The 22495-nt window shown below is 62.0% G+C and carries 15 protein-coding genes; 3 read left to right on the plus strand and 12 right to left on the minus strand.

Annotation, left to right across the window (positions count from 1 at the left end; all coding sequences use genetic code 11):
* Positions 1 to 32: 32 nt before the first annotated feature.
* The 6 genes from bcsC to bcsR all read right to left on the minus strand — a co-directional run bounded on the left by bcsC (position 33) and on the right by bcsR (position 10492).
* On the minus strand, positions 33 to 3506 hold the full coding sequence (bcsC, locus tag GT753_RS18300; protein WP_160125824.1) for a cellulose synthase complex outer membrane protein BcsC: 3474 nt from the start codon (positions 3504 to 3506) through the stop codon (positions 33 to 35).
* On the minus strand, positions 3488 to 4600 hold the full coding sequence (gene bcsZ / locus GT753_RS18305; RefSeq protein WP_080062489.1) for a cellulose synthase complex periplasmic endoglucanase BcsZ: 1113 nt from the start codon (positions 4598 to 4600) through the stop codon (positions 3488 to 3490). The genes bcsC and bcsZ overlap by 19 nt, the downstream gene beginning before the upstream one ends.
* Positions 4601 to 4605: 5 nt before the next feature.
* Positions 4606 to 6894, minus strand: coding sequence for a cellulose biosynthesis cyclic di-GMP-binding regulatory protein BcsB (gene bcsB, locus GT753_RS18310; RefSeq protein WP_160125825.1), 2289 nt, complete (start codon positions 6892 to 6894; stop codon positions 4606 to 4608).
* 62 nt (positions 6895 to 6956) lie between these two features.
* Positions 6957 to 9560, minus strand: coding sequence for a UDP-forming cellulose synthase catalytic subunit (bcsA, locus tag GT753_RS18315; protein ID WP_044030241.1), 2604 nt, complete (start codon positions 9558 to 9560; stop codon positions 6957 to 6959).
* Positions 9557 to 10297 (minus strand): cellulose biosynthesis protein BcsQ, encoded by a 741-nt coding sequence (bcsQ, locus tag GT753_RS18320; protein ID WP_015376240.1) that lies wholly within the window; start codon positions 10295 to 10297, stop codon positions 9557 to 9559. The genes bcsA and bcsQ overlap by 4 nt, the downstream gene beginning before the upstream one ends.
* Before the next feature lie 3 nt (positions 10298 to 10300).
* Positions 10301 to 10492: a cellulose biosynthesis protein BcsR gene (gene bcsR / locus GT753_RS18325; protein ID WP_004934148.1), complete on the minus strand. Its 192-nt coding sequence runs from the start codon at positions 10490 to 10492 to the stop codon at positions 10301 to 10303.
* A 189-nt stretch (positions 10493 to 10681) separates the two neighbouring features.
* Between bcsR and bcsE the strand changes: the two genes are divergently transcribed.
* Genes bcsE through bcsG form a run of 3 tightly spaced genes read left to right on the plus strand, consistent with a single transcriptional unit; the run spans position 10682 to position 14092 of the window.
* The gene (gene bcsE, locus GT753_RS18330; RefSeq protein ID WP_015376239.1) at positions 10682 to 12250 is read left to right on the plus strand and encodes a cellulose biosynthesis protein BcsE; all 1569 of its coding nucleotides are present in this window, start codon (positions 10682 to 10684) and stop codon (positions 12248 to 12250) included.
* Complete coding sequence (gene bcsF / locus GT753_RS18335; protein WP_004934139.1) at positions 12237 to 12440, plus strand: cellulose biosynthesis protein BcsF; 204 nt, start codon at positions 12237 to 12239, stop codon at positions 12438 to 12440. Before bcsE ends, bcsF begins: the two co-directional genes overlap by 14 nt.
* Entirely contained in the window at positions 12437 to 14092 is a 1656-nt protein-coding gene (gene bcsG / locus GT753_RS18340; RefSeq protein WP_015376238.1) for a cellulose biosynthesis protein BcsG, read from the plus strand. The genes bcsF and bcsG overlap by 4 nt, the downstream gene beginning before the upstream one ends.
* A gap of 295 nt (positions 14093 to 14387) precedes the next feature.
* Here bcsG and dppF read toward each other — a convergent pair whose 3' ends face one another.
* The 6 genes from dppF to GT753_RS18370 all read right to left on the minus strand — a co-directional run bounded on the left by dppF (position 14388) and on the right by GT753_RS18370 (position 22374).
* A complete protein-coding gene (dppF, locus tag GT753_RS18345; protein WP_015376237.1) occupies positions 14388 to 15377 on the minus strand; it encodes a dipeptide ABC transporter ATP-binding subunit DppF in 990 nt (329 codons plus the stop codon).
* On the minus strand, positions 15374 to 16354 hold the full coding sequence (gene dppD, locus GT753_RS18350) for a dipeptide ABC transporter ATP-binding protein (RefSeq protein WP_004934132.1): 981 nt from the start codon (positions 16352 to 16354) through the stop codon (positions 15374 to 15376). The genes dppF and dppD overlap by 4 nt, the downstream gene beginning before the upstream one ends.
* Before the next feature lie 15 nt (positions 16355 to 16369).
* Entirely contained in the window at positions 16370 to 17272 is a 903-nt protein-coding gene (gene dppC / locus GT753_RS18355) for a dipeptide ABC transporter permease DppC (protein WP_004934130.1), read from the minus strand.
* A gap of 11 nt (positions 17273 to 17283) precedes the next feature.
* Positions 17284 to 18303, minus strand: a complete 1020-nt coding sequence (gene dppB / locus GT753_RS18360) for a dipeptide ABC transporter permease DppB (RefSeq protein ID WP_015376236.1) — start codon at positions 18301 to 18303, stop codon at positions 17284 to 17286.
* A 170-nt stretch (positions 18304 to 18473) separates the two neighbouring features.
* Entirely contained in the window at positions 18474 to 20081 is a 1608-nt protein-coding gene (gene dppA / locus GT753_RS18365; protein ID WP_004934126.1) for a dipeptide ABC transporter periplasmic-binding protein DppA, read from the minus strand.
* Positions 20082 to 20682: 601 nt separating this feature from the next.
* Positions 20683 to 22374, minus strand: a complete 1692-nt coding sequence (locus GT753_RS18370; RefSeq protein WP_021504113.1) for a glycosyl hydrolase family 18 protein — start codon at positions 22372 to 22374, stop codon at positions 20683 to 20685.
* Positions 22375 to 22495: the final 121 nt, after the last annotated feature.

A 22495-nucleotide genomic window follows, 5' to 3' on the forward strand; every position in this document is an offset into this window, starting at 1 on the left:
GGTGTCCGACACTCCGAATCTTCCCCTCCCGGCTACTTGAAGTCGGCGTATGGCGTCAGCGGCTGCGGCGGCAAATCGAGATCCCCTTGCCAGCCGGCCAGGGAATAACGCAGATAAATCAACGCGTGGCTCGGCGTATAGTCCTTCGCCTGTTGGATATCGATGCCGGCGCCGAGCGTCCAGTGCGAACTGAGACGGCGTTCGACGATCGCCCGCAGGGTATAACCGACGCCGCTCGAAGAGCTGCCGTCCTCGACGGCGAACTTATCGGGCAACGAATCCGGGATCAGCCCCTGCAGCGGATAGCGGCGCTGGCTGTCGGTCTTCGAATGGGACAGCGAAACCGAACCGCCCAGCTCCCACGACCAGTTCTCGGTGCGCTGGCGGTAGTTGACCGGTAGCGACAGCGACAGATATTGCTGCGGGCTGTAATAGCCGCCCTGCCCCAGCGAATAGCCGCTCAAATCCTTCTGGTAGTGCCACAGCATGGTATTGAGCCCGACGCTCAGGCGGCGATTGTCTTCGTTGATCAGCTTGTAGTAGTAACCGGCCATCAACCGCTGCCGCTGGTTGTCCGCCACGTTCTTGCCGGTAATCTGGTGCGCGCTGAGATCGGCCCAGACGCCGTTCGCCTCGCCGCGATCGTAGCTGGCGCTCAGGCTGACGCCGGTAGCGCGCACGCCGCCCCAGGTGATGCCGGTATTCGGGTCTTTGGCGCCGCCGAACGCCAGCAGCGAGCTGGAGATCGGCCGTCGCGAGGCCGCCAGCGTCCAACCAATGTGGTTCCAGTCGCCGCTGTAGGCCAGGCCGCCGGTCCAGTCGACCACCTCAAAGCCCATCGGCGTCGTGCCGATGTCGGCGGCCCAGCGATCGTTTTTCCAGCCGGCCGCCACGCTGGTGCCGGTGGTTTTCTGATGTTCATCGCCGCGGCACCCTTGCGTGTGGCAGGTGCCGAAGGTTTCGTAGTATTTGCCGCTGCCGTCGGTCGAGAAGCGGCCGGCATCCAGCTGCACGGTGTCGGTGCGCAAGAAGGCACGCCCGTCATGCAGCGGCATGTCCACCTGCAGCATGGTGTCGTGCGCGTTGAAGTCGGAGATGCCGCCGGTGCCGCTCGAGCGCCAGTAATCGTGATCGAGCGTGACGTTCACGTCTTGCTGTCGATACAGATCCGCGGCGTCGGAGCTGATGCCGCGTTTCAGCCAGTCGTCGCTCGGATTATTGCGCGTCAAATAGGTGTAGCTGTCATTATCCTGCGGCAGCGTCGGCGTAATGCCGCTGGCCACCATCGCCTGGCGGTAATCCTGCTGCGCCCGCTCAGGCTGTTGCTGAGCCCGCTCCAGCCGGGCGGCGTCACGGTAAACCAGCGCCTTGGTCTGTCCGACGGGCTCCGAAGCCGCCGCCGTTTTCAGTCGGCCGAAGATAGCTTCGGCCTGCTGCGGATCGCCGACCGCCCCCCAGGCGTTGGCGACTCGCCGCTGGCTGTTGAGCGAAGCGTCTTGTGGCTGCGGTTCGGTTTTAAGCCGTTGACGCGCCGCGTCCAGATCCCCCTGCGCCACATAGGCTTCGATCTCGCCCAGCTGCGCATCCGGGTTGTTCGGCTCACGCCGTTTCACCCGCTGATAGTCGTCCAGCGCCGCCGCATACTCCCCGCGCGCCAGTGCCCAGTCGGCCAGCAGCAAATCGATGCGCGTGTCCGCCGGCTGCCGGCGCAGATAGGCTTCCGCCGCCGGTTCGTCACCGGCCGCCCGCAGCCGTTCGGCATGCTCGATTACCGCCTGCATTTTCAGCCGCTGCGCCAGCTCGCGCATGTTGTCGTTCCACTGTGCCGCAGGCAGCGTATTGAGTTGTGCCAGCGCCTGCCTGTCGCGATCGCTGCCGGAAAGATAGAGCGCATAGGCGTAGGTCAGCTGCGGATTGGCATGTTGGCGCTGCGCCAGCTGCCGGAACAGAGCGTCTGCCTGCTGCGGCTGCCCGGCCTGACGCAGCGCCTGCGCATAGCGATAGGTCAGCCAGACGTCGTCGGGATCCATCGGCTGAGCGCGGCGATAGATTTCTGCCGCCTGCCGCCACTGCTGCTGTGCCGCCAGCGTCTCCGCCTGCTGCTTCAACATATCGAGCCGCAGTCCGTCGAGGGTGCTGCGCAGCTTGGCCTGTTGGCTGCGCGGCAGGCCGTTGAGGTAGGCCAGCGCTTTTTCCGGCGACTGGCGCTGATAGATATTCACCAGGCCGCGCAGCGCGCTGCCGTTGCCGGGATCGCGTCGCAACGCCTGCTGATAAAACCCTTCCGCCGCGGCGTCATCCTTGCTCGCCACCGCCACATCGCCCAGGCCGATGAACGCATCGCCGTCGCTGTCGTCGAGCTGGCGCGCCTGCTGATATTTCTGCCGGGCCAGCGCGAGATTGCCGGCCTTCAGCGCCTTGTCGCCCTCGTCGATCGCCAGCCAGTAGCTGGTGCTTTTGATCAGGCTCTGCCACTTGCCGCTGTCGTAGCCGTTCTTGTCGGCCGCCAGCGCCTGGCGAAACAGCTTCAGCGCCTGCGGGCGGTTGCCGGCGCGCGAGTAGGCCTGGCCGAGCGCCCCCAGCACCTCGGCGTCGTTCGGCGCCGCCGCCAGCGCCTTTTGCAACTCAGGAATGGCTGCCCGGCTGCCGCCTTTATCCACCTGCGCCAGGCCGCGCACCCGCGCCTGATAGGCCGGATCGGCCAACAATTTCTGCTGTCTGGCCAGCTCTTCGCGGGCGCTGGTCGCCTGATCGCCAGTGTCGAACACGCCGAGGAAGCGGTTGAGCGCCGCCACGCTCTGCGCGCTGACCGGCATCGCTTTGACCTTGTCCAGCCACAGATCGGCGGCATCGCCGCGCCCGGCCGGATCGGCGGCGATCTTCTGCAGCAGTTCATAGGCCTGCGCGTCCTGGTTCTGACTGAACAGCATACGCGCCAGCGACATACGCAGCGCCACATTGCCTGAATATTGCTGATCCAGCGCCTGCAGCTGCTTTAACGCCTTCGCCTCCTGCCCCGGCAAACGCGCCACCAGCCGCCAGTATTCCACCGCCAGATCGAGCGTCGGCGGCTCGCCGTGAAACAGCGCATCGTACTGCGCCTTGGCTTCCGGCAACCGGCCGGCGGTCGCCATCAGACGCGCCTGCTGCAGCTTTTGCCGGGTTTCCGGCTGGGTCAGCAGCATGTTCATTTGCGCCTGGCGATAGGCGCTGGACTGTGGCGCGAGGGTTTTCAGCTTGTCCAGCTGCTGCTGCGCCAGCGCCAGGTTGCCCTGCCGCAGCGCCAAACGCATGCGCGCGGCGATCACGTCCGGGTTGTTCGGATCCATCAGCTCGAGCCGGTACAGCGACTGGCGCACCAGATCGTCCTTGTTGCCGGCCTCGCCAATGCGCACCTGTTCCAGCAGCCACTGTTCCGGGGCCACGGCCTCCGCAGCGCGCGCCTGCGGCAGCATCGCCAGGCTCAGCGGAATCAAATTCAGCCAGTTTATTTTGAAGTTGTGCATTGGCCGTCCCACGAGGGTTGCAATTCACCCTGACGATTAAAGCGATAACGTTGTTGATCCCACCCCTGACCGAACAGCGTCAGCGAAGCGCTGAAATAGGCGTCGTCACCCGGCGGGTGCTCGCTGATGCGCTGCCGCTGCACCGCCAGCGCTTCAGCCTGCGTCGCCAGCATCGGCAGCACAGAAGCGGAGAAACCGACCGGGCCGTCTCCGGTGGTTTTGCCGCTGGCGGTATCGGTTTTCTCCGGCGGAACGCCCTGTTTGGCAGTGAACTGCGCCATCGGCTGGAAGCGTTCAAGCAGTGCCGCCTTGTGTTCATCGTCGTCCGCCAGCATGCCGGCCCACAGATAAACCCGAATGGCGTCGTAGCTGCCGACGTTCGGCTTGACGGTGTCCGGCTGCCAACCGGCACCGACCCGCCACACCACCCAATCCGGTGAGAAACCGTGCGGCGCGGTGTCCAGCCACAGCCGTTGATTGACCTCGCGCATCGCGCGCCATGGGCCGTTCAGCGCCGCAAAACGCGCCAACAGCTGCGGCGGCAGGTAGCTGGGATTCAGCCGCCAGCGATCTTCCGCCACGAACCCGACTTTGCCCGGTAGCAGCATCAGGCCCAGGCCGGGAATGTCGGCCACTTCCTCGCGGCCGATGCGTTGCAGCAGCAGCGTCCCCAGGGTTTGATAACGCCGGCTTTTCCACAGGCGGCCGGCTTCGAGCAGGTTGTAGGCGATCCACAGATCGGCGTCCGACGCCGAGTTGGCGTCCAGCACCTTCCACTGCTTATCGTCGCTCTCGCCCCACAGCCAGGCGGGCAAACGGGCGCTGAGATCGCCCGCCGCCAGATTGTTCTCCGTCCAGGTCAACAGCTGGTCGAAGGTCGGCCGGTCATTGGCCACCAGGGCGAAGAACAGGCCGTAACTCTGGCCCTCAGAGGTGGTGATTTTGTTCGGGCTGCTCGGGTCGATCACCCGTCCCTGTGGGCTGATGTAGAACTGCTTGTACTGTTGCCAGCCCGGCCACTCGCAGGCCGCCGCCGCGCTGAAAGCGCACAGCAGCAGCATGCCGAGCGACAGGCGTTGCAGCATCGCGTTCACCGCCGTCAATCCCGATCTTCAGGCGCCAGACGCCGCCGGCTGAAGGCCTTCAGGCCGCGCCACAGCATCAGCCCCAGGATCACCACCAGCACCACCGCGAGCACCGCCAGCAGGACCGGATGGGTGGAGAGGGCATACCACAGCCGCTCCCACCAAGGCAGGTGGCCGACATAGTAAACATCGCCGACGCGCAGGCTGTTGACCCCCGATTCGCGGATCACCGCCACCGAGCCGAACACCGCGGCGCGCTTGCCGCTGTCCAGCAGGGCATTGTTCAGCAACTCATAGCCGCGCGGGCTGTCCGCCAGCAGCGCCACGATGCTGCGCTGATCGTTGAACGGCGATTGCACACCGATGATCGCCGACATTGCGCCCTCGGAGCTGACGGTGGTTTTGCTGTCCGGCTTGGCGTCCTCCGCCAGCAATTCCGCGCTCGGCAACGGCGGTTGGCGCGTCGGCTGCTTCACCCAGCTTTGAGTGGCGTCCACCAGCAGGCTGATTTTCTTGTCGTCGCGCAGCGCCGGCGGAATGGTGCCGATCATCAGGATATCGTCGTCACGATCCTTGGCCTGCGACCAGTCGTCGCTCAGCGTAAAGGCCAGCGCCGGGTAGCCGGTTTGCGCGCCGATCACGCCGAGCGCGTTCAGCAGCGCGCTGACCTGCGCCGGCTGCGGTTTCTGGTTCACCAACACCAGCGTTTGCGACAGATCCGCCAGGCGGCTGAACGGGAAGCCGGCGTTGGCGAAGGCGCGCAAATCCGGCATCGCCATAAAGTGGCGATAGCCGGAGAAATCGATGGTGGACGCGCCGTCGATCACCGCGTGGTTTTGCGTGAAGGAGTAGGTTTCGCAGCGCCCTTCCGCGCCGCTGGCCAGCAGCGTGGTGTAGTCAAAGTCAAAGCGCAGCTGGTTGGTGGCGCCCAGCCGCAACGCCGGGATGCTGACGTTCCTGTCAGAGTCGAGCAGCCCCTGCGTCAGCGGCAGTCGCAGCAGCTGCGCGCCCTGCTCGTGTTCCGGCACCAGCGAGTAAGCCTGCACGAACTGGTTGTTCAGGCTGACGCTCAGCCGCGAACCGTCCTGAATGCGCGGCGCGGTATAACGGTATTTCAGGTGCATGTCGATGCCGGTGCTGCGGATCAGGAACAGATCCGGCGGCAGGTTCATGGTCAGCGAAATCGGGCCGGGTTCGATGCCGCTGGTTTGCAGCTGTTCGGCATATTGCTGCAGCTCGGCGAAGGTCATCGGCCGATCGGTGCGCACCCAGTTCGGCGCGTCGTAAGGCTGGCGCGCCGCGAGCTGTTCCACCTTGTCCACCGTCACGTTCTGGCCGCGGAACAGGATGTTACCCTGCGCGATACCCTTCACCGCGGTGATCAAATCGTTGTCGTCACGCCCCTGAATCAACAGCAGTTTGACGTACGGATTGTCGGGGTGGCTGATCATCTCCACCGTCGGGCCGTTGACCGCCGGATAATCGCGCAGGAAATCCGGGCGCTGTGAGTTGGTGGCGAACACCACCGCGTGCTGCGCCGGCAGCGCATTGTACAGCGTCGGGAAGGATTGCCCGCGCCACTGCGCCTTGCTGCCGAACCAGGAGGCCAGAATGCCCGCCGCGCGCTGCTGGGCGAGATCAGGCTGGCCGGCGAATACCATCGGCAGCGTCAGCGGCCGATTGTCGCGGCTGTCGAAGAACGGCTCAGGGAAGTGCGACAGCTCGTTTTTCACCGGCAGCGTCTGGAAACGCAGCTTCAGCGCGCTGGATTGGCTGACGTCGAGCCACAACGAAGTGCTGGCCGGGTTTTCGCAGATGTTCTGATAATGGCCGACGAACACCAGCCGGACGCGGTTAAAATCGGTGATATAGCGCGGATCGATCGCCATCTGGATGCGATTGGGCTTGCCCAGCTGCTCTTTGGAGATCGTGGTCACGCCCATCAGTTCGTCGTTCAGATAGACCTTGACGTGCGACTCGACCGGGATCAGCGCCGGCGACGGCGTAAATTCCAGGTCGAGCATCGCCTGCGAGACCACCTCATCGCTGCGCACGCCGAACTCGATCTGCCCGTCCGGCCGGGTGCCGCGCAGAACAAAGGTGCCCGGCGGCGGCGCTATCTGCGCGAACGGCAGCGACACGTCGCGCACCGGCGCATTCGGATCCTGCTGCGCGGTCGCCGTATCGGCCGCCGCGGCGATCGGCGGCTGGGCCGCCACGGTCGGCGCGGTGGCGGTTTCGGCCTGCGACAGGGTGCTGATGCCTAAGGCCAGAGCAGTTAACCAGGTTATTTTTCTCGTCATCGTATCATCATCAATGTTGGAGCCTGTTCACCGGGCGAGTGAGCGGGCGGTTGAACTCGCAGCTAACCCACGGTTTCTTGTTGACCCAAGGTCGGATCCCTGCCGACGCCGCGCGGAATAAACGACACTACCCAGGCGGTCAGCGAAGTGACCCCGACCAGCAGGCCGCGCACCAGCGGCGGCGCGTAGTCCGCCATGCGCACATAGCCGCGGAAGCCCAACGCCAGCACGTCGCGCAGGCTTTCGATCGGCCGGTCTTCAGGGAACCCGTCCTGCCACAGCGCCCAGGTATCGGCGCGGGCGAAGGTGCACTGAATGAAATCGATGTGTTCACGGGTGGAGAGACTGACCAGACGCACCCCCACCTTGTTGCCGAAGGCGCGCGTCACCACACAGGGGAAGCTGTATTCCTGCTGGCCACGTTTGAGCAACAGCGAAACCTTGTCGCCGTCTTTCAACGCATTCTCCACCCGCATCTCAATGCCCACGCCGCCATCGGAGTAATCGCGCAGCGTGCAGGGGTAGAGGTGGCCATCAGCACGCGCGATCGCCGCCGGCATGGCGATCTCCACGCGGTGCGCCTGGCGCACCTGCTTGGCCTCCACCGCCACCGCCACCGCGCCGCCGAGAATGGTCATGTTGTACAGCACCCACACCAGGCTGATGATCACCGTCATCACCTCGTCCGTCGGGCCATAGGCCAACCGCCAGGCGCCGAACGCCAGCCCAGCCAGGTTAAGCACCACCAGGAACATGTAAGGCCGGGTGATCACCCAGTCGACGTGCTCCTCCTCCACCAGCCCGCCCTTGGCGGTCACGTTGAATTTGCCCTTGTGCGGATTGAACAGCGCCACCGTCGTCGGCCGCGCGATATACCAGGCCAGCACCGTTTCATAGATTTCGCTCCAGAACGAATGGCGGTATTTCCCCTGGATGCGCGAGTTGGTCAGGCTGGCGTGGATCATGTGAGGCAGCACATACAGCGCGATCGCCAGCGCCGGCGCGAAGATGATGTAGGCATGCAGCAGTAAAAACGCCAACGGCGCGGTGAGGAAGATCAGCCGCGGAATGCCCGACAGGAAGTGCAGCATGGCGTTGGCGTAGCACAGGCGCTGCGCCAGTTTCAGCCCCTTGCCCAGCAGCGGGTTGTCGAGCCGGAAGATCTGCACCATGCCGCGCGCCCAGCGAATGCGCTGGCCGATGTGCGCCGACAGGCTTTCGGTCGCCAGCCCGGCGGCCTGCGGAATGCGGATATAGGCCGAGGTGTGCCCGCGCCGGTGCAAACGCAGCGAGGTATGGGCGTCTTCGGTGACGGTTTCCACCGCGATGCCGCCGATCTCGTCCAGCGCGCTGCGGCGCAGAATGGCGCAAGAGCCGCAGAAGAAGGTGGCGTCCCACATGTCGTTGCCGTCCTGCACCAGCCCGTAGAACAAAGTGCCTTCGTTGGGCGTCTGGCGGAAGCGGCCGAGGTTGCGCTCGAACGGATCCGGCGAGAAGAAGTGGTGCGGGGTCTGCAGCATCGCCAGCTTTTTGTCTTTGAAGAACCAGCCCATGGTCAGCTGCAGGAAGGAGCGCGTCGGCACGTGGTCGCAGTCGAAAATCGCCACGAACTCGCCGGTGGCCTGCTTCAGCGCATTGTTGATGTTGCCGGCCTTGGCGTGTTCGTGGGTCGGCCTGGCGATGTATTTCACCCCCACTTCGGCGGCGAACGCCCGGAATTCGGGGCGATTGCCGTCGTCGAGGATATAGATGTTCACTTTCTCTTTCGGCCAGTCGATGCCCAACGCCGCATAGAGGGTGGGCTTCACCACCCCGAGGTCTTCGTTGTAGGTCGGCACCATCAGATCGATGGTCGGCCAGGTGGCGCTGTCTTCGGGCAACGGCACCGGCTGGCGGTTAAGCGGCCAGATGGTCTGGAAATAGCCCAGCACCAGCACCACCCAGGCGTAGGTTTCCGCCACCAGCAGCAACAGGCCGCACACCAGGCTGAGCGGATCGTCCCAGTTCAGCGTGGCGGTATAACGCCACCACAGGTAACGACAGGACACGGTCAGCGACAGCACGATCAGCATCAGCGCAGGCAAACGCCCCGGCACCCGGCGCACCACCATCGCGATCCCCCACAGCAGCACGACGAACACGAACTGCGCCGACAGATCGAACGGCTGCGAAATGCACAGTATGGCGAGGATCGCCGCCAGCACGCCGACCAGAATAAACAGCGCGCGTCGCATGCCGCGGTTCATGCGGCCGAGGCGCTCTACCGAACGCTGTTCCACGCCGGCGTTTTTCAGCCGTTGCGGCAGGCTCTGCAGCCAATCGGCGTAGCGCTGCTGCAGCCGCCGCCACCCGGCGAAATAGTCGCGCGGCACCGGCGCGCGACCGCTGCGAAACAGCAGCAGCCACAGGCCCTGCAGCAGATAGCGCAGCGCATCCGCCGGGCGCGGGCGTTCGGCGGACAGATGCGGGAACCAGTAAGCGCGGCCGACGCGCACGCGCTGCCAGGCCGGTGACTCGAAGCGCAGCAGCATCCACCCCAGCGCCACCAACAGCGTGGCGAAAAAGGCGGTCAGCGCCGACGCGCCGTTGCGGCGATAGCCGCGGTAGCGCGCCTGCACCGCCTGACGCACCGGCGGTACCAGCAGCAGGCTCAGCACCCGGCTCATGGGGCAACGCCCCGTTTGAGGTTGATCAGGCACCAGTTGGCCAGCGTCAGCACTTCATCCGCCGCCAGGCTCTCGGGGCGATACTCGCCCAACGGCTGTTTGACCGCCAGCGCTTCCGCCAACGCTTCGTCGCGGTGGATCACCACCGGCAGCAGGCCGCTCAGGGTTTGCAGCCACAGCTGATGCAGATCCTGCTGCAGCTGGCTGGCGGAGGAGTAGTGATTGACCAGGAAACGGCAGTCATTCGGCAGCGTCTGTTGATGGAGCCGCACCTGACAGTTGGCATCGGGGTTCAACAGCACGAACACGCTGTCGGCAAGCTGCAGCGCCTGCTGCGCCAGCACGCCGTCCCCGACCGGGACATCCAGCAGGATCCAGCGCTGCGGATCGCCGGCGATCAGTTGGCGCAGGTTGTCGCGCCAGCGTTCCGGCTGTTGCCGACACTGGTGCTGCACTTCCAGCCGTTCCGCCCCATTCAGGCGGCCAAAAGGCAGAAAGTCGAGGTTTTCACAATAACGCAGCGCGCCTTCCTGCCAAACGCCGCCATCCCGCTCCGCGCGGGCCCAGCCGCGCGCCAGCTCGAACGGGGTGTTGAAATGCAAGCGCAGCAGATTATCCGGCGTGAAGTCGATCGCCAGCACCGACTCGCCCAGCTGCTGCAACGCCCAGGCGAGCGCCGCCGTGACCGAGGTCGTCCCCATTCCACCCCGCAACCCTTGCAGCGCGAGCACCGGCATAGATCAGTGGCTCCCCGTGGTCTGCGCCAATTCGGCCAACAGTGGCCAGCGCGTCATCATTTGCGTTAACCGCTCCTGCCGCGAAATATCGACATAGCGTAATTTCGGCAATGAAAAAGCCTGGCTGAGCGCCTGCAGGTCATCCTGGCTCTCCCCAGGCGCCGCTGCACGAAAATGGGTGGGTGCGTTATTCATTCTTCCGCCTTGGCGAAAATAGGCTATGTTAATTAACTATAGCAACGATACAAAAAGAGAGAGGCAATAAGATGATTCTCAACAAATATTGTTGAAGAGCGTCGGAGATTTGTTATTGCCAGCGTAAAAATGGCTATCTTTAAATATAAACGCCTTTAGTCGGCTTTCAACGAAAGTAGAATACATCCTATGGCGCACTCTTTTTCTCTAGGCATTCGGCAGATTTGGGAAGAGCTGTCGGTGATGCAGGCCCCCGGGCTTTATTGGATCAATATCGACAGGCAAAGCGACGCCGCGCTGCTGTGTCGCCAGGTCATCGCCGCTCAACCGGCCACTCACAAAGTCGCCCTGATCTGCAGCGGCGACAAACCCGAGCGCCTGCTGGCCGAACTGGCTGCGCCCGCGTTGCAGAAGCTGCCGCTGTATCAATTACCGGAGAAAAAAGCCGCGCTGACACAGTTGAACGACGATCTGATGCGCGCCCTGCGGCCGCAAAATCGCTTACTTATCCTGCTGGCCCACGCCAGCCTGTGGCAAACCTTCACCACCGAAGAGCTGCGCGAGTGGACGCGCACCCTCGCCGCCTGGCTGCGGCGGCAGGGCTGTACGCTGTTGATCCTCAGCCACGGCGGCGGCATCAATAAGCTCAAAGGGCAGCTCAGCGCACAGCACCGCATCCTGAACGGCCTGTCCAGCCTGCAATGGCAGCAGGACAGCGCGCAATACCTGGTGAACTGGTGGAGCACCGAAAACGGCATCAACGCCAACCAGCTGCTGACCTTGTATGCGGCGGAAGGCGGCTGGCAGGGCGAGGATGAAAATAGCCAACCCTCCCCCACCGCCTTACGCAGCGACGAAAGCCAGTATCTGGCCGAGCGCAGCATCCTGGAAGGCGCGCCGCCGCTGTCCGCCAACTGGCAACTGCTGGAGAGCAACGACGAACTGGCGCAGCACGGCATGCTGAGACTCTCGGCGACGTTGATTTTCGCGTTGTATCAAAGCGACCAAATCGATCATCTGGCGCACCAGATCCACACCCTGCGCCGCAGCCGCGGCAACGGCCTGAAAATCGCGGTGCGCGAGATGAGCGCCAGCCTGCGCTACAGCGACGAACGGCTGCTGCTGGCCTGCGGCGCCAACCTGATCGTGCCGCACGTCGCGCCGCTGTCGCGTTTTCTGACCATGCTCGAGGGCATCCAGGGGCAGCGCTTCTCACGGCATGTGCCCGCCGACATCGATGCGCTGCTGGCCGGGCTGCGTCCGCTGCAGCTCAAAGGCTACATGCGGCCGGAAGCGTTCAGCCAAGCGGTGCTTTCACTGATGGGCAACACGCTGCTGCCTGAGGACGGCAAAGGCGTGATGGTGGCGCTGCGCCCGGCCACCGGCCTGCGCGCCGAACAGGCGATGACCCTGTGCCACCTGCGGCGGTTCGGCGACGTGATGACCGTGGTGCAGGGGCGGCTGGTGCTGTTCCTTTCCACCTGCCGCATCAACGATCTGGATACCGCGCTGAAGTTCATCTTCCGCCTGCCGGTGGATGAAGCCTTCAGCAACCGGGTGGTGTGGCACCAGGATGTCGATATCATTTCGGAAATAAAACGCATGGCCCAGGGGCGCTGGCAGATTTCGGCCACCGGCGCCGCCGGTGCCGCGCCGCGCCCCCGCGTGGCGGCAGCCGAGGTGCCCGCGGAACGGCGGCAGCCGGTCGCCTTCACGCTGCCGCTTGGCCCGCAGGAGGAACCGCATGCTGAACCTTAACGACATCGTGCAACTGATCCTGCTGTGCGCGCTGATCTTCATTCCGCTGGGCTACGCCTTTCACCGGCGTTTTCCGCATTTGCGTCAATACTGGCAAAACCTGTTGTTATCGCCGCGCTATTTGAAATCCGCCGGTTTATGGGTGCGCACAGGCTCCTCATCTCAGATTAAACGTAAGAAGCAGCCATGAATCCAAACTCGAAGACGCAATCCGATAACGCTCTGTGGCGCTACTGGCGCGGGCTGGGCGGCTGGAACCTCTACTTTCTGGCCAAATTCGCCCTGCTGTGGTTCGGCTACCTGAATTTCCACGCGCTACCGAACCTGGTGTTCATGGCGTTTCTGCTGATGCCGATCCCTTCGCAACGCCTGCATCGCTGGCGCCATTACCTCGCTATCCCGATCGGCATCGCGCTGTTCTACCACGACACCTGGCTGCCGGGCATCAACAGCATCCTCAGCCAGGGCTCGCAGCTGGCCGGTTTCAGCGCCCAGTATCTGCTGGAGCTGATCAACCGCTTTATCAACTGGCAGATGATCGGCGCGGCCTTCGTGCTGTTTATCGCCTACCTGTTCGTCGCACAGTGGGTGCGCGTCACGGTGTTCACCGTGGCGGCGCTGGTGTGGCTCAATATCGTCAACATCGCCGGGCCGGCGGTTTCACTGCTGCCCGCCACTTCCACGGCTGCCGCCGGCGGCGCCAATACCCCGGCCACATCAGCGCCGGCGGCGGGGGACGCTGCGCCGGCAGACAGCCTGCCGCCGACCAGCGCCAACCTGACGGCCTACCTGAACCAGTTCTACGAGCGGGAAAAAGGCCGCGCCACCGCGTTCCCGGCCACCTTGCCCGCCGACGCCCAACCGTTCGATCTGCTGGTGATCAACATCTGTTCGCTGGCCTGGGCCGATATGGAGGCGGTCAACCTGCAGAATCATCCGCTGTGGTCGAAGATGGACATCATGTTCGACAGCTTCAACTCGGCCACCGCCTACAGCGGCCCGGCCTCGATACGGTTGCTGCGCGCCAGCTGCGGCCAGCTTTCGCATCATGATTTGTACCAGCCGGTGAACCAGCAGTGTTACCTGTTCGACAACCTGGCGAAGCTCGGCTTCAGGCAACAGCTGATGCTCGATCACTCCGGTGTGTTCGGCAACTACCTGAAAGAGCTGCGTGAACAGGGCGACATGCAGGCGCCGTTAATGTCGCAGGCCGGCATCGGCAACGAGCTGACGTCGTTCGACGGTGAGCCGATTTATAACGATCTGGAATTGCTGACCCGCTGGCTGGATCAGCAGCAAAAAGCCGGAGACGCCCGCACCGCCACCTTCTTCAACGTCATCCCGCTGCACGACGGCAACCGCTTCGTCGGCTCCAACAAGAGCGCCGACTATCAGCCGCGCGCGCAGAAGCTGTTCGATCAGCTGAACACCTTCCTCGATCAGCTGGAAAAATCCGGCCGCAAAGTGGTGGTGGTGATCGTGCCGGAGCACGGCGCGGCGTTGGTGGGCGACAAGATGCAAATGTCCGGCCTGCGCGATATTCCCAGCCCGAACATCACCCATACGCCGGTCGGCATCAAACTGGTGGGCATGAAGGCGCCGCATCAGGGCAGCCCGCTGCAGATCAAAACGCCGAGCAGCTATCTGGCGCTGTCGGAGCTGGTATCACGTCTGGTGGACGGCAAGGTCTTCAGCGAATCCAGCGTCGACTGGCAGGCGCTGACCCAGGGGCTGCCGCAGACCCCGGTCATCTCCGAAAACGACAACGCCATCGTGATGCAATATCAGGGGAAACCTTACATTCGCCTGAACGGCGGCGACTGGGTGCCTTATCCGCAATAAGCGCGGCCTCATCAACCTAAAGCGCGCCGACGGCGCGTTTTTTTTGGGCTTTTATAATAAAAATGGTGAAGCCGATAGGCCGATATAATGTTATTAACAACAACCCGTTGAATTCCATAATTAGATTATTATTCTCATGCGAAGATTCTTAGAAAAATAACTCTTATCAGAATTTAATTAGGGAGGTAATTAAAATGGCGGACTGTGGTAGTTTTCTACTTATTAACCCTTTGATTGAGTAATAAAAAACGCCGGCGTGATGCCGGCGTGAATTTAAGCGATGACGTTCGACGCTTTACGCCCCCGGATGTTCGTCCTGATCGACCGCAAAGCAGGCCACCATCTGCTCACCGTACTGTTTTAGCTGCGGCTGCAGCTGCACACAGGTGCCGAAAGCGCGGCGGCAGCGGGCATTGAACGCACAGCCCGGCGGCGGATTCATCGGGCTGGGCAGTTCGCCGGTCAGCTTGATGCGCTCGCGGCGCATATCCGGGTTCAACCGTGGCGTCGCCGACAGCAGCGCCTGGGTGTACGGATGGCGCGGGTTGTTGAAGATCGCCTCTTTGCTGCCCTTTTCCACGCAGCGGCCGAGGTACATCACCATCACCTCGTCGGCGATGTGTTCCACCACCGACAGATCGTGCGAGATGAACACATAGGACAGCCCCAGCTCCTGCTGCAGATCCATCATCAGATTCAGCACCTGCGCGCGCACCGACACGTCCAATGCCGACACCGGTTCATCGGCGATCACCACGTCCGGATTCAACATCAACCCGCGGGCGATAGCGATACGCTGGCGCTGGCCGCCGGAGAACATGTGCGGGTAGCGGTCATAATGCTCGGTCTTCAGGCCGACCTTCGCCATCATCTCCAGCGCTTTTTCCCGCCGTTCGGCGGCGCTGAGCGACGTGTTGATCAACAACGGCTCCTCGAGGATCTGCCCGACCTTCTTGCGCGGGTTGAGCGATCCGTAAGGATTCTGGAACACGATTTGGATCTTCTGGCGCCGCAGTTTCTCGGCCGAGACGTCCGGCTTCAGCAGATCCTGCCCCTGGTAATACAGCTCGCCGCCGGTCGGCACTTCAATCATCGTCAGCAGGCGGCCGAGCGTTGATTTGCCGCAGCCCGACTCACCGACCACCGCCAGCGTTTTGCCGCGCTCCAGGGTGAAGGACACGCCGTCGAGCGCCTTGACCAGCCGCTCCGGCGCGAACAGGCCCTTTTTTACCGGGTAATGCTTCTTCAGGTCAATCGCCTGCAGTAAAGGTTGATTCTGGCTCATACGGTCGGCCTCCCCGCATCATCCAGCGGTGTGTGACATTTAACCTGACGGCCGGGAATGCTGCGCAGTTCCGGCTCCTCGTTACGGCAGCGTTCGTTGGCGTACGGACAACGCGGGTTGAGCAGGCAACCGGTCGGGCGATCGTATTTGCCCGGCACCACGCCCGGCAGCGAAGCCAGCCGCGCCTTGTCGGCGGCGAACTCCGGCAACGCGCGCAGCAGCGCCTGGGTGTACGGGTGGCGCGGCGCGCGGAAAATCTCCGCCGCCTTGCCGGATTCCACCACCTGGCCGGCGTACATCACGATGATGTGATGCGCCGCTTCCGCCACCAGCGCCAGATCGTGAGTGATCAGCAACAGCGCCATGTTTTCGCGCTGTTGCAGATCCAGCAGCAGTTCGATGATCTGCGCCTGGATAGTCACATCGAGCGCGGTCGTCGGCTCGTCGGCGATCAGCAGCTTCGGCCGACAGGCGATGGCCATGGCGATCATCACGCGCTGGCTCATGCCGCCGGAAAGCTGGTGCGGGTATACGTCCAGCCGCGAAGCCGGATCGGGAATGCCCACCTGCGTCAGCAGGTCGATAGCGCGCTGACGGCGGGTGCGGCGGTTGCCGCCCTGATGCACCTTCAGCGCCTCCATGATCTGGTAACCGACGGTATAGCACGGGTTCAGGCTGGTCATCGGATCCTGGAAGATCATCGCCACTTCGGAGCCCACCAGCTGGCGGCGCTCTTTTTCGGAGATCTTGCGCAGATCCTGGCCGTTGAACTCCAGCTTGTCGGCCATCACCTTGCCGGGGAAATCGATCAGGCCCATGATCGCCAGCGAGCTGACGGATTTTCCGGAGCCGGATTCACCGACGATGCCGACCACCTGACCTTGCTCCACGCTGTAACTGATGCGGTCTACCGCGCGGAACGGGGTGCCTTCGTCACCGAAGTGCACCGAAAGCTTGTCTACATTCAATAACGCCATCTCTCTCGTCCTCTGTTACTGCTTGAGTTTGGGGTCGAGAGCGTCACGCAAACCGTCCCCCATCAGGTTAAATGCCAGCACCGTCAGCAGGATCGCCAGGCCGGGGAAGGTCACCACCCACCAGGCGCTTTGCGCGAACTGCAGCACGTCGGAGAGCATGGTGCCCCACTCCGGCGTCGGAGGCTGCGCGCCCATGCCCAGAAAGCCGAGAGCGGCCATGTCCAGAATGGCGTTCGAGAAACCGAGAGAAGCCTGCACGATCAAAGGCGCCAGGCAGTTAGGCAGAATATTGACGAACATCTGGCGCAGCGCGCCGGCGCCCGCCACCCGCGAAGCGGTGACGTAGTCGCGGTTGACCTCCACCAGCACCGCCGCGCGCGTCAGACGCACATAGTGCGGCAGGGCGACGAAGGTCAGCGCCAGCGAGGCGTTGACGATCGACGGCCCGAATACCGCCACCAGCACCAGCGCCAGCAACAGGCTCGGCAGAGCCAGCATGATGTCGACGATGCGCATGATAATCGCGTCCACCACGCCGCCGAAGTAACCGGCCAGCAGGCCGAATATCACGCCCATGATCAGCGACAGCACCACCACCAGACAGCCGACCAACAGCGACAGCCGTGCGCCGTACATCAGGCGCGACAGCACGTCGCGGCCCACGTCGTCGGTGCCGAGGATATATTGCCAGCTGCCGCCTTCTTGCCACACCGGCGGCTTGAGCAGCGCGTCGCGGAACTGGTCCGCCGGCGCATGCGGCGCCAGCACGCCGGCGCCGAGCGCGATCACCAGCATCAGAACGATGTACACCAGGCCGACCACGGCCCCTTTATTGCGCTTGAAATAGTGCCAAAACTCCTGAAACGGGGTCATCGGCTTCGGCGCACCTTTAACTGCAGACTCAGTGATTTGAGACATGAGAGCGCCCCTTATTTCTTGTGGCGAATACGCGGGTTGACCACGCCGTAGAGCACGTCTACCAGCAGGTTAACCAGAATGATCATACAGGCGACCAGCAATACCCCGCCCTGCACCACCGGGTAATCGCGGCGCTGCAGCGCGTCGATCAGCCAGCGGCCCAGCCCCGGCCAAGAGAAGATGGTTTCCGTCAGAATAGCGCCGGCCAGCATGGTGCCAACCTGCAGCCCGATCACCGTCACCACCGGCAGCAGCGCGTTGCGCAGCGCGTGGACGACGATCACTCGCATGCGGCTCACGCCCTTGGCGCGCGCGGTGCGGATATAGTCTTCGCCCAACACTTCCAGCATCGAGGAACGGGTCATGCGCACGATCACCGCCAGCGGGATGGTGCCCAGTACGATGGCCGGCAGGATCATGTGCATCACCGCGTCGACGAAGTCGCCAGGCTCGCCCCAGATCAGGGTGTCTATCAGCATGAAGCCGGTCAGCGGGTGGCTGTCGTCGAGGAATACCGTGTCGCTGATGCGCCCCGACACCGGCGTCAGGTTAAGCTGCACCGACACCAGCATGATCAGCATCATGCCCCACCAGAAAATCGGCATCGAATAGCCGGTCAGCGAGATGCCCACCGCGGTGTGATCGAAGACCGAACCGCGTTTGACCGCCGCCAGCACCCCGACCGGGATGCCCACCAGCACCGCGAACAGCATCGCGCAGAAACCCAGCTCCAGCGTGGCCTGGAAGCGCGGAACGAACTCGCTCCAGACGGAGATGCGGCTTTTGAGTGAGGTGCCCAGATCGCCGTGCAGCACGTTGGACACGTAGGAGAAATATTGTTGATAGAGCGGCTTGTCCAGCCCCATTTCCGCCATCAGCTGCGCGTGGCGCTCGGCGGAGATACCGCGTTCCCCGGCCATGATGGTCACCGGGTCGCCGGGGATCATATGGACGAATGCAAAAGTCAGCAACGTAATGCCGATAAACGTTGGGATAACTAACCCCAAACGTCGGAGTATGAACTGCAACATATCCCGAACTCTCTGTATCAATGCCCGGCAGCTCATCGTCCGCCAGGCTTATTAACGCTCACATGCCTTTGAACGATTCGACGGCCATACGCCGGAGACTGGTCAGCAGAGGCGCAAACCTGTTGCGCCCCTGCAAGTCCATTCGTGCGTCTCCGGTAAAGCGGTCGAAATCAGTCTACAGAGACATTCTCGAAGTGATGCTTACCGAGCGGATCCACGACGTAGCCTTTCACTTCCTTACGCACAGGCTCATACACGGTGGAGTGTGCGACAATCAGCGCCGGAGCCTGATCGTGCATCACCACCTGCGCCTGTTTGTACAGTTCGATACGCTTGTCGTGGTTGGATTCGGCGCGCGCCGGTTGAATCAGATCTTCAAACGGCTTGTAGCACCAGCGGGAGTAGTTGGAGCCGTCTTTCGCCGCCGCGCAGCTGAACAGCGTGGCGAAGAAGTTGTCCGGATCCCCGTTGTCGCCGGTCCAGCCCATCATCACCGTCTGGTGCTCGCCCGCTTTGGCGCGCTTGAGGTATTCACCCCACTCGTAGGTCACGATTTTGGCTTTCACGCCGATCTTGGCCCAGTCGGCCTGGATCATTTCCGCCATGCGGCGCGCGTTCGGGTTGTAAGGACGCTGTACCGGCATCGCCCACAGATCGATGCTGAAACCGTCGGCCATGCCCGCTTCTTTCAGCAGCTCTTTCGCCTTGGCCGGATCGTAAGCGTAATCCTGCACCGCGTCGTTATAGCCCCACATGGTCGGCGGGATCAGGTTCTTGGCCGCCTGGCCCGCGCCCTGATAAACCGCGTCGATGATCGCCTGCTTGTTGACCGCCATGGTCAACGCCTGACGCACCTTCAGGTTATCCAGCGGCTTTTTCTCGACGTTGAACGACAGATAGCCCACGTTCAGGCCCGGCTGTTCCATCAGGTTGATGGACTTGTCCTGCTTCATGCGGGCGATATCGGCCGGGTTCGGATACGGCATCACCTGGCATTCGTTTTTCTGCAGTTTGGCGTAGCGCACGGAGGCGTCAGGCGTGATGGAAAACACCAGGCGATCGATCTTCGGCTTGGTGCCCCAGAAACCGTCGAACGCCTTGTACAGGATCTTGGAGTCTTTCTGGTATTGCAGCAGCTGGAATGGGCCGGTGCCGATCGGGTTCAGATCGACTTTCTCCGGCGTGCCGGCTTTCATCATCACGTCAGCGTATTCGGCGGACAGAATGGATGCGAAGTCCATGCCCAGGTCAGCCAGGAACGGCGCCTCCGGGCGGTTCAGCACGAAGCGCACGGTGTTGTCGTCCACTTTTTCGATCTTGGCGATCAGCTTCGGCATGTCCATGCCTTCAAAGTATTCGTAACTGCCGCCGGACACTTTGTGATAGGCGTTGTTCGCATCCAACTGGCGTTCAAAGGAGAACACCACGTCGTCGGCGTTGAAATCGCGCGTCGGTTTGAAGTCTTTGCTGCTCTGCCACTTCACGCCTTTGCGCAGGTGGAAGGTGTAGGTTTTGCCGTCTTCGCTGACGTCCCACTTCTCAGCCAGGCCCGGCTGCAGCTCGGTGGTGCCGGTCTTGAATTCGACCAGCCGGTTGTAGATTGGTACCGAGCTGGCGTCATAGGTGGTGCCGGAGGTAAACAGCTGCGGGTTGAACCCTTCCGGGGAACCTTCAGAACAGTAAACCAACGTCTTGGCCTGTACGCTGGCCGCCACGGTCAGCGCGATCAGCCCAATACCGAATTTCAGAATCCCCGATTTACCCAAGGAACGTGTCATCGTTAGTGCTCCATTGTGTGATGTGATGTGTGTAATTGCCGCCAGACCTGTATTTTTTATTGCGTGGCCTGTGCGATCGGCGCCCGAAGGCAGAAGGCGTACGAGGAGAGAATGCCGGATGGAACGCATCGCGGCGGGGACGTCTGAGCGCGTGGAATTCACTCAAACAACTCTCGCTCTTACCCCTGAGGCTATCAAGTTGCCAACTGTTTGGGGTGTCGTCAATATAACCAGTGGGGATTTACGCAGACTGTGAGAAACAGCAAACAAACATAAAAAAAACTTTTTGTTAACAGTTCCAGCATGAAAATTTATGCTAAGCGGCCATTTTTAGCGCATTGGTCTGACCCTCACAAACTTACTGGTTTTTAACTCCGTTAAAAAACGCCAAAACTTTGTTGCTGAATGATGAATATCTGAACGGTTATTTTTGTGATCGCCGTTAAAGACAGGAGGAAATGCTGAAGGATTACCCAAAAGGGTGAGTCCGATGAGCGCGTTTTGCTCGGGGCAGAGCCACAATCTGTGCGGCGTAAAAAAACTTTCGGCGGCGAAAAAGCCGGGGGCGAAAGGATATCCCCCGGCAACGCACTGCAACCGATTATTGAACGCCGGCGCTGTTGCCCAGGCTGGCGTTCATGCTGTTGAGAATATCGCCGTTATCCGCATCGATCTCCCAGGAGAACAGGCCGCCCAGCTGCTTATCCAGCACGTACTTGCCTTTGGCCTGCACCGAGCGGGCATCGTCGAAGGTGATCAGATCGCCGGTGGAAGGCTTGAACACGTATGGCGCTTCCGCCGTGGCGTCGTAGGTGTACTGCCACTCGCCGCTCATGAACTGGCCGGCGATTTGGCGGTAGTCCACGATGCCGTTCTCCCAGGTGCCTTTGACCGGCCCGGTGGCGGTACCAGTGAACGGAATGTTGTTCTGGTAGCCGTTCACCCCGGTCCAGCCGCGGCCATACATGGCGGTGCCGACCACGATCTTGCCCGGCTTGACGCCCTGCGCCAGCAGCGCATTGACGCCGTTCACCGTGGTGTAAGCGGTGTCCGGCTTCCAGGCCGGCGCATTCAGCGCGGTCTGATGCCCCAGGTTCTTCAGATCGAAGGCGCCATAGAAGTCGTAGCTCATCAGGAAGATGTGATCCATCGAGTTCTGCGCAACGTTGTAAGCCACCTTGTCGATCTTGTCCTTGCCGGCGCTGATGGCAGAGGTCAGTTCATATTTGCGGCCGGTTTCCGCCGACAGCTGATCCAGCATCGCCCGCAGCTCCTTCATCAGCAGCACATAGGTTTCCCCGTCCTGCGGGCTGCCCAGGTTCGGGTTGGCGCCTTTGCCGCCCGGGAACTCCCAGTCGATATCCACGCCATCGAAGAACTTCCAGGTCTGCAGGAACTCTTTCACCGAACCGACGAAGCGATCGCGCTTCACCTTATCGCCCATGAAGAAGAACGGGTCGGACAGCGTCCAACCGCCGATCGACGGCAGAATTTTCAGGTCAGGATGCGCCTGTTTCAGCGCCATCAGCTGGCCGAAGTTGCCCTTGTAGGGGTCATCCCAGGCGGTAACGCCCTTCTGCGCTTTTTGCAACGCGGCGAACGGATCGTGGATCGAGACTTTGAAGTCCTCGCGGCCCTGGCAGGAGCGCTGCAGCGCCTGGAAGCTGCCTTCGATCTCTTTCAGGCTGTCGTTGATGCCGTTGCCGCCGCAGATCGGGATAAAGCCGTACAGCAGGTGGGTCAGGTTCTGCGCCGGGATCTTGTCGACGGTGAAATTGCGCCCGTAAACGCCCCACTCGACGAAATAAGAACCGACGACTTTGCCGGAGTTCTGTTTATACGGTTTATTCTTTTCCAGCAGCGGCTCTTTCAACGGCGCCAAATGGCTGCCGTCGGTGTCGGCCACCACAATTTCGGTGGCGTCGCTGGCGCTGCAGCCGTCGGCATTGCACAATGCCACCTGCATTTGATAACGGCCGCCTTTATTGACTTTAAAATTCGCCGTACCGGAAGAACCGGTTGACGGGCCGCTCCACGCCTCTTTGCCATTTAATAAAACTTTTGCCGTCGTACCGGTGTCGCCATTCCATAAATTCCAGGAGACCGAAACATCGGCGGCATTTTTTACCTTCACCAAACTATTATAAGCGGTAGCCGCCTGGTCAACTTCAACGATGGCGAACTTGGTGTTGCCCCAGGCGATGGTCGGCTTGCCCGGCGCGGCGGCCTGCGCCGCGGAACACAGCGTGCTGCCGATCAACAGCGCCAACAGCGGTTTATTAAATTTGCGCATAACTGATTCCTTTATTCCGAGAGGATAAACATAAAAGAGTTAATCGTCGCGATGCATTGCCGAAGCGAAAAAATTCCGCAATAATCCTCGAAGATTAAAATCAATAAATAGCAACAGCGTC

Origin of the sequence: Serratia sp. Z4 (assembly GCF_009900725.1) — a bacterium.
In the GTDB taxonomy this organism is placed as follows: Bacteria; Pseudomonadota; Gammaproteobacteria; order Enterobacterales; family Enterobacteriaceae; genus Serratia; species Serratia nematodiphila.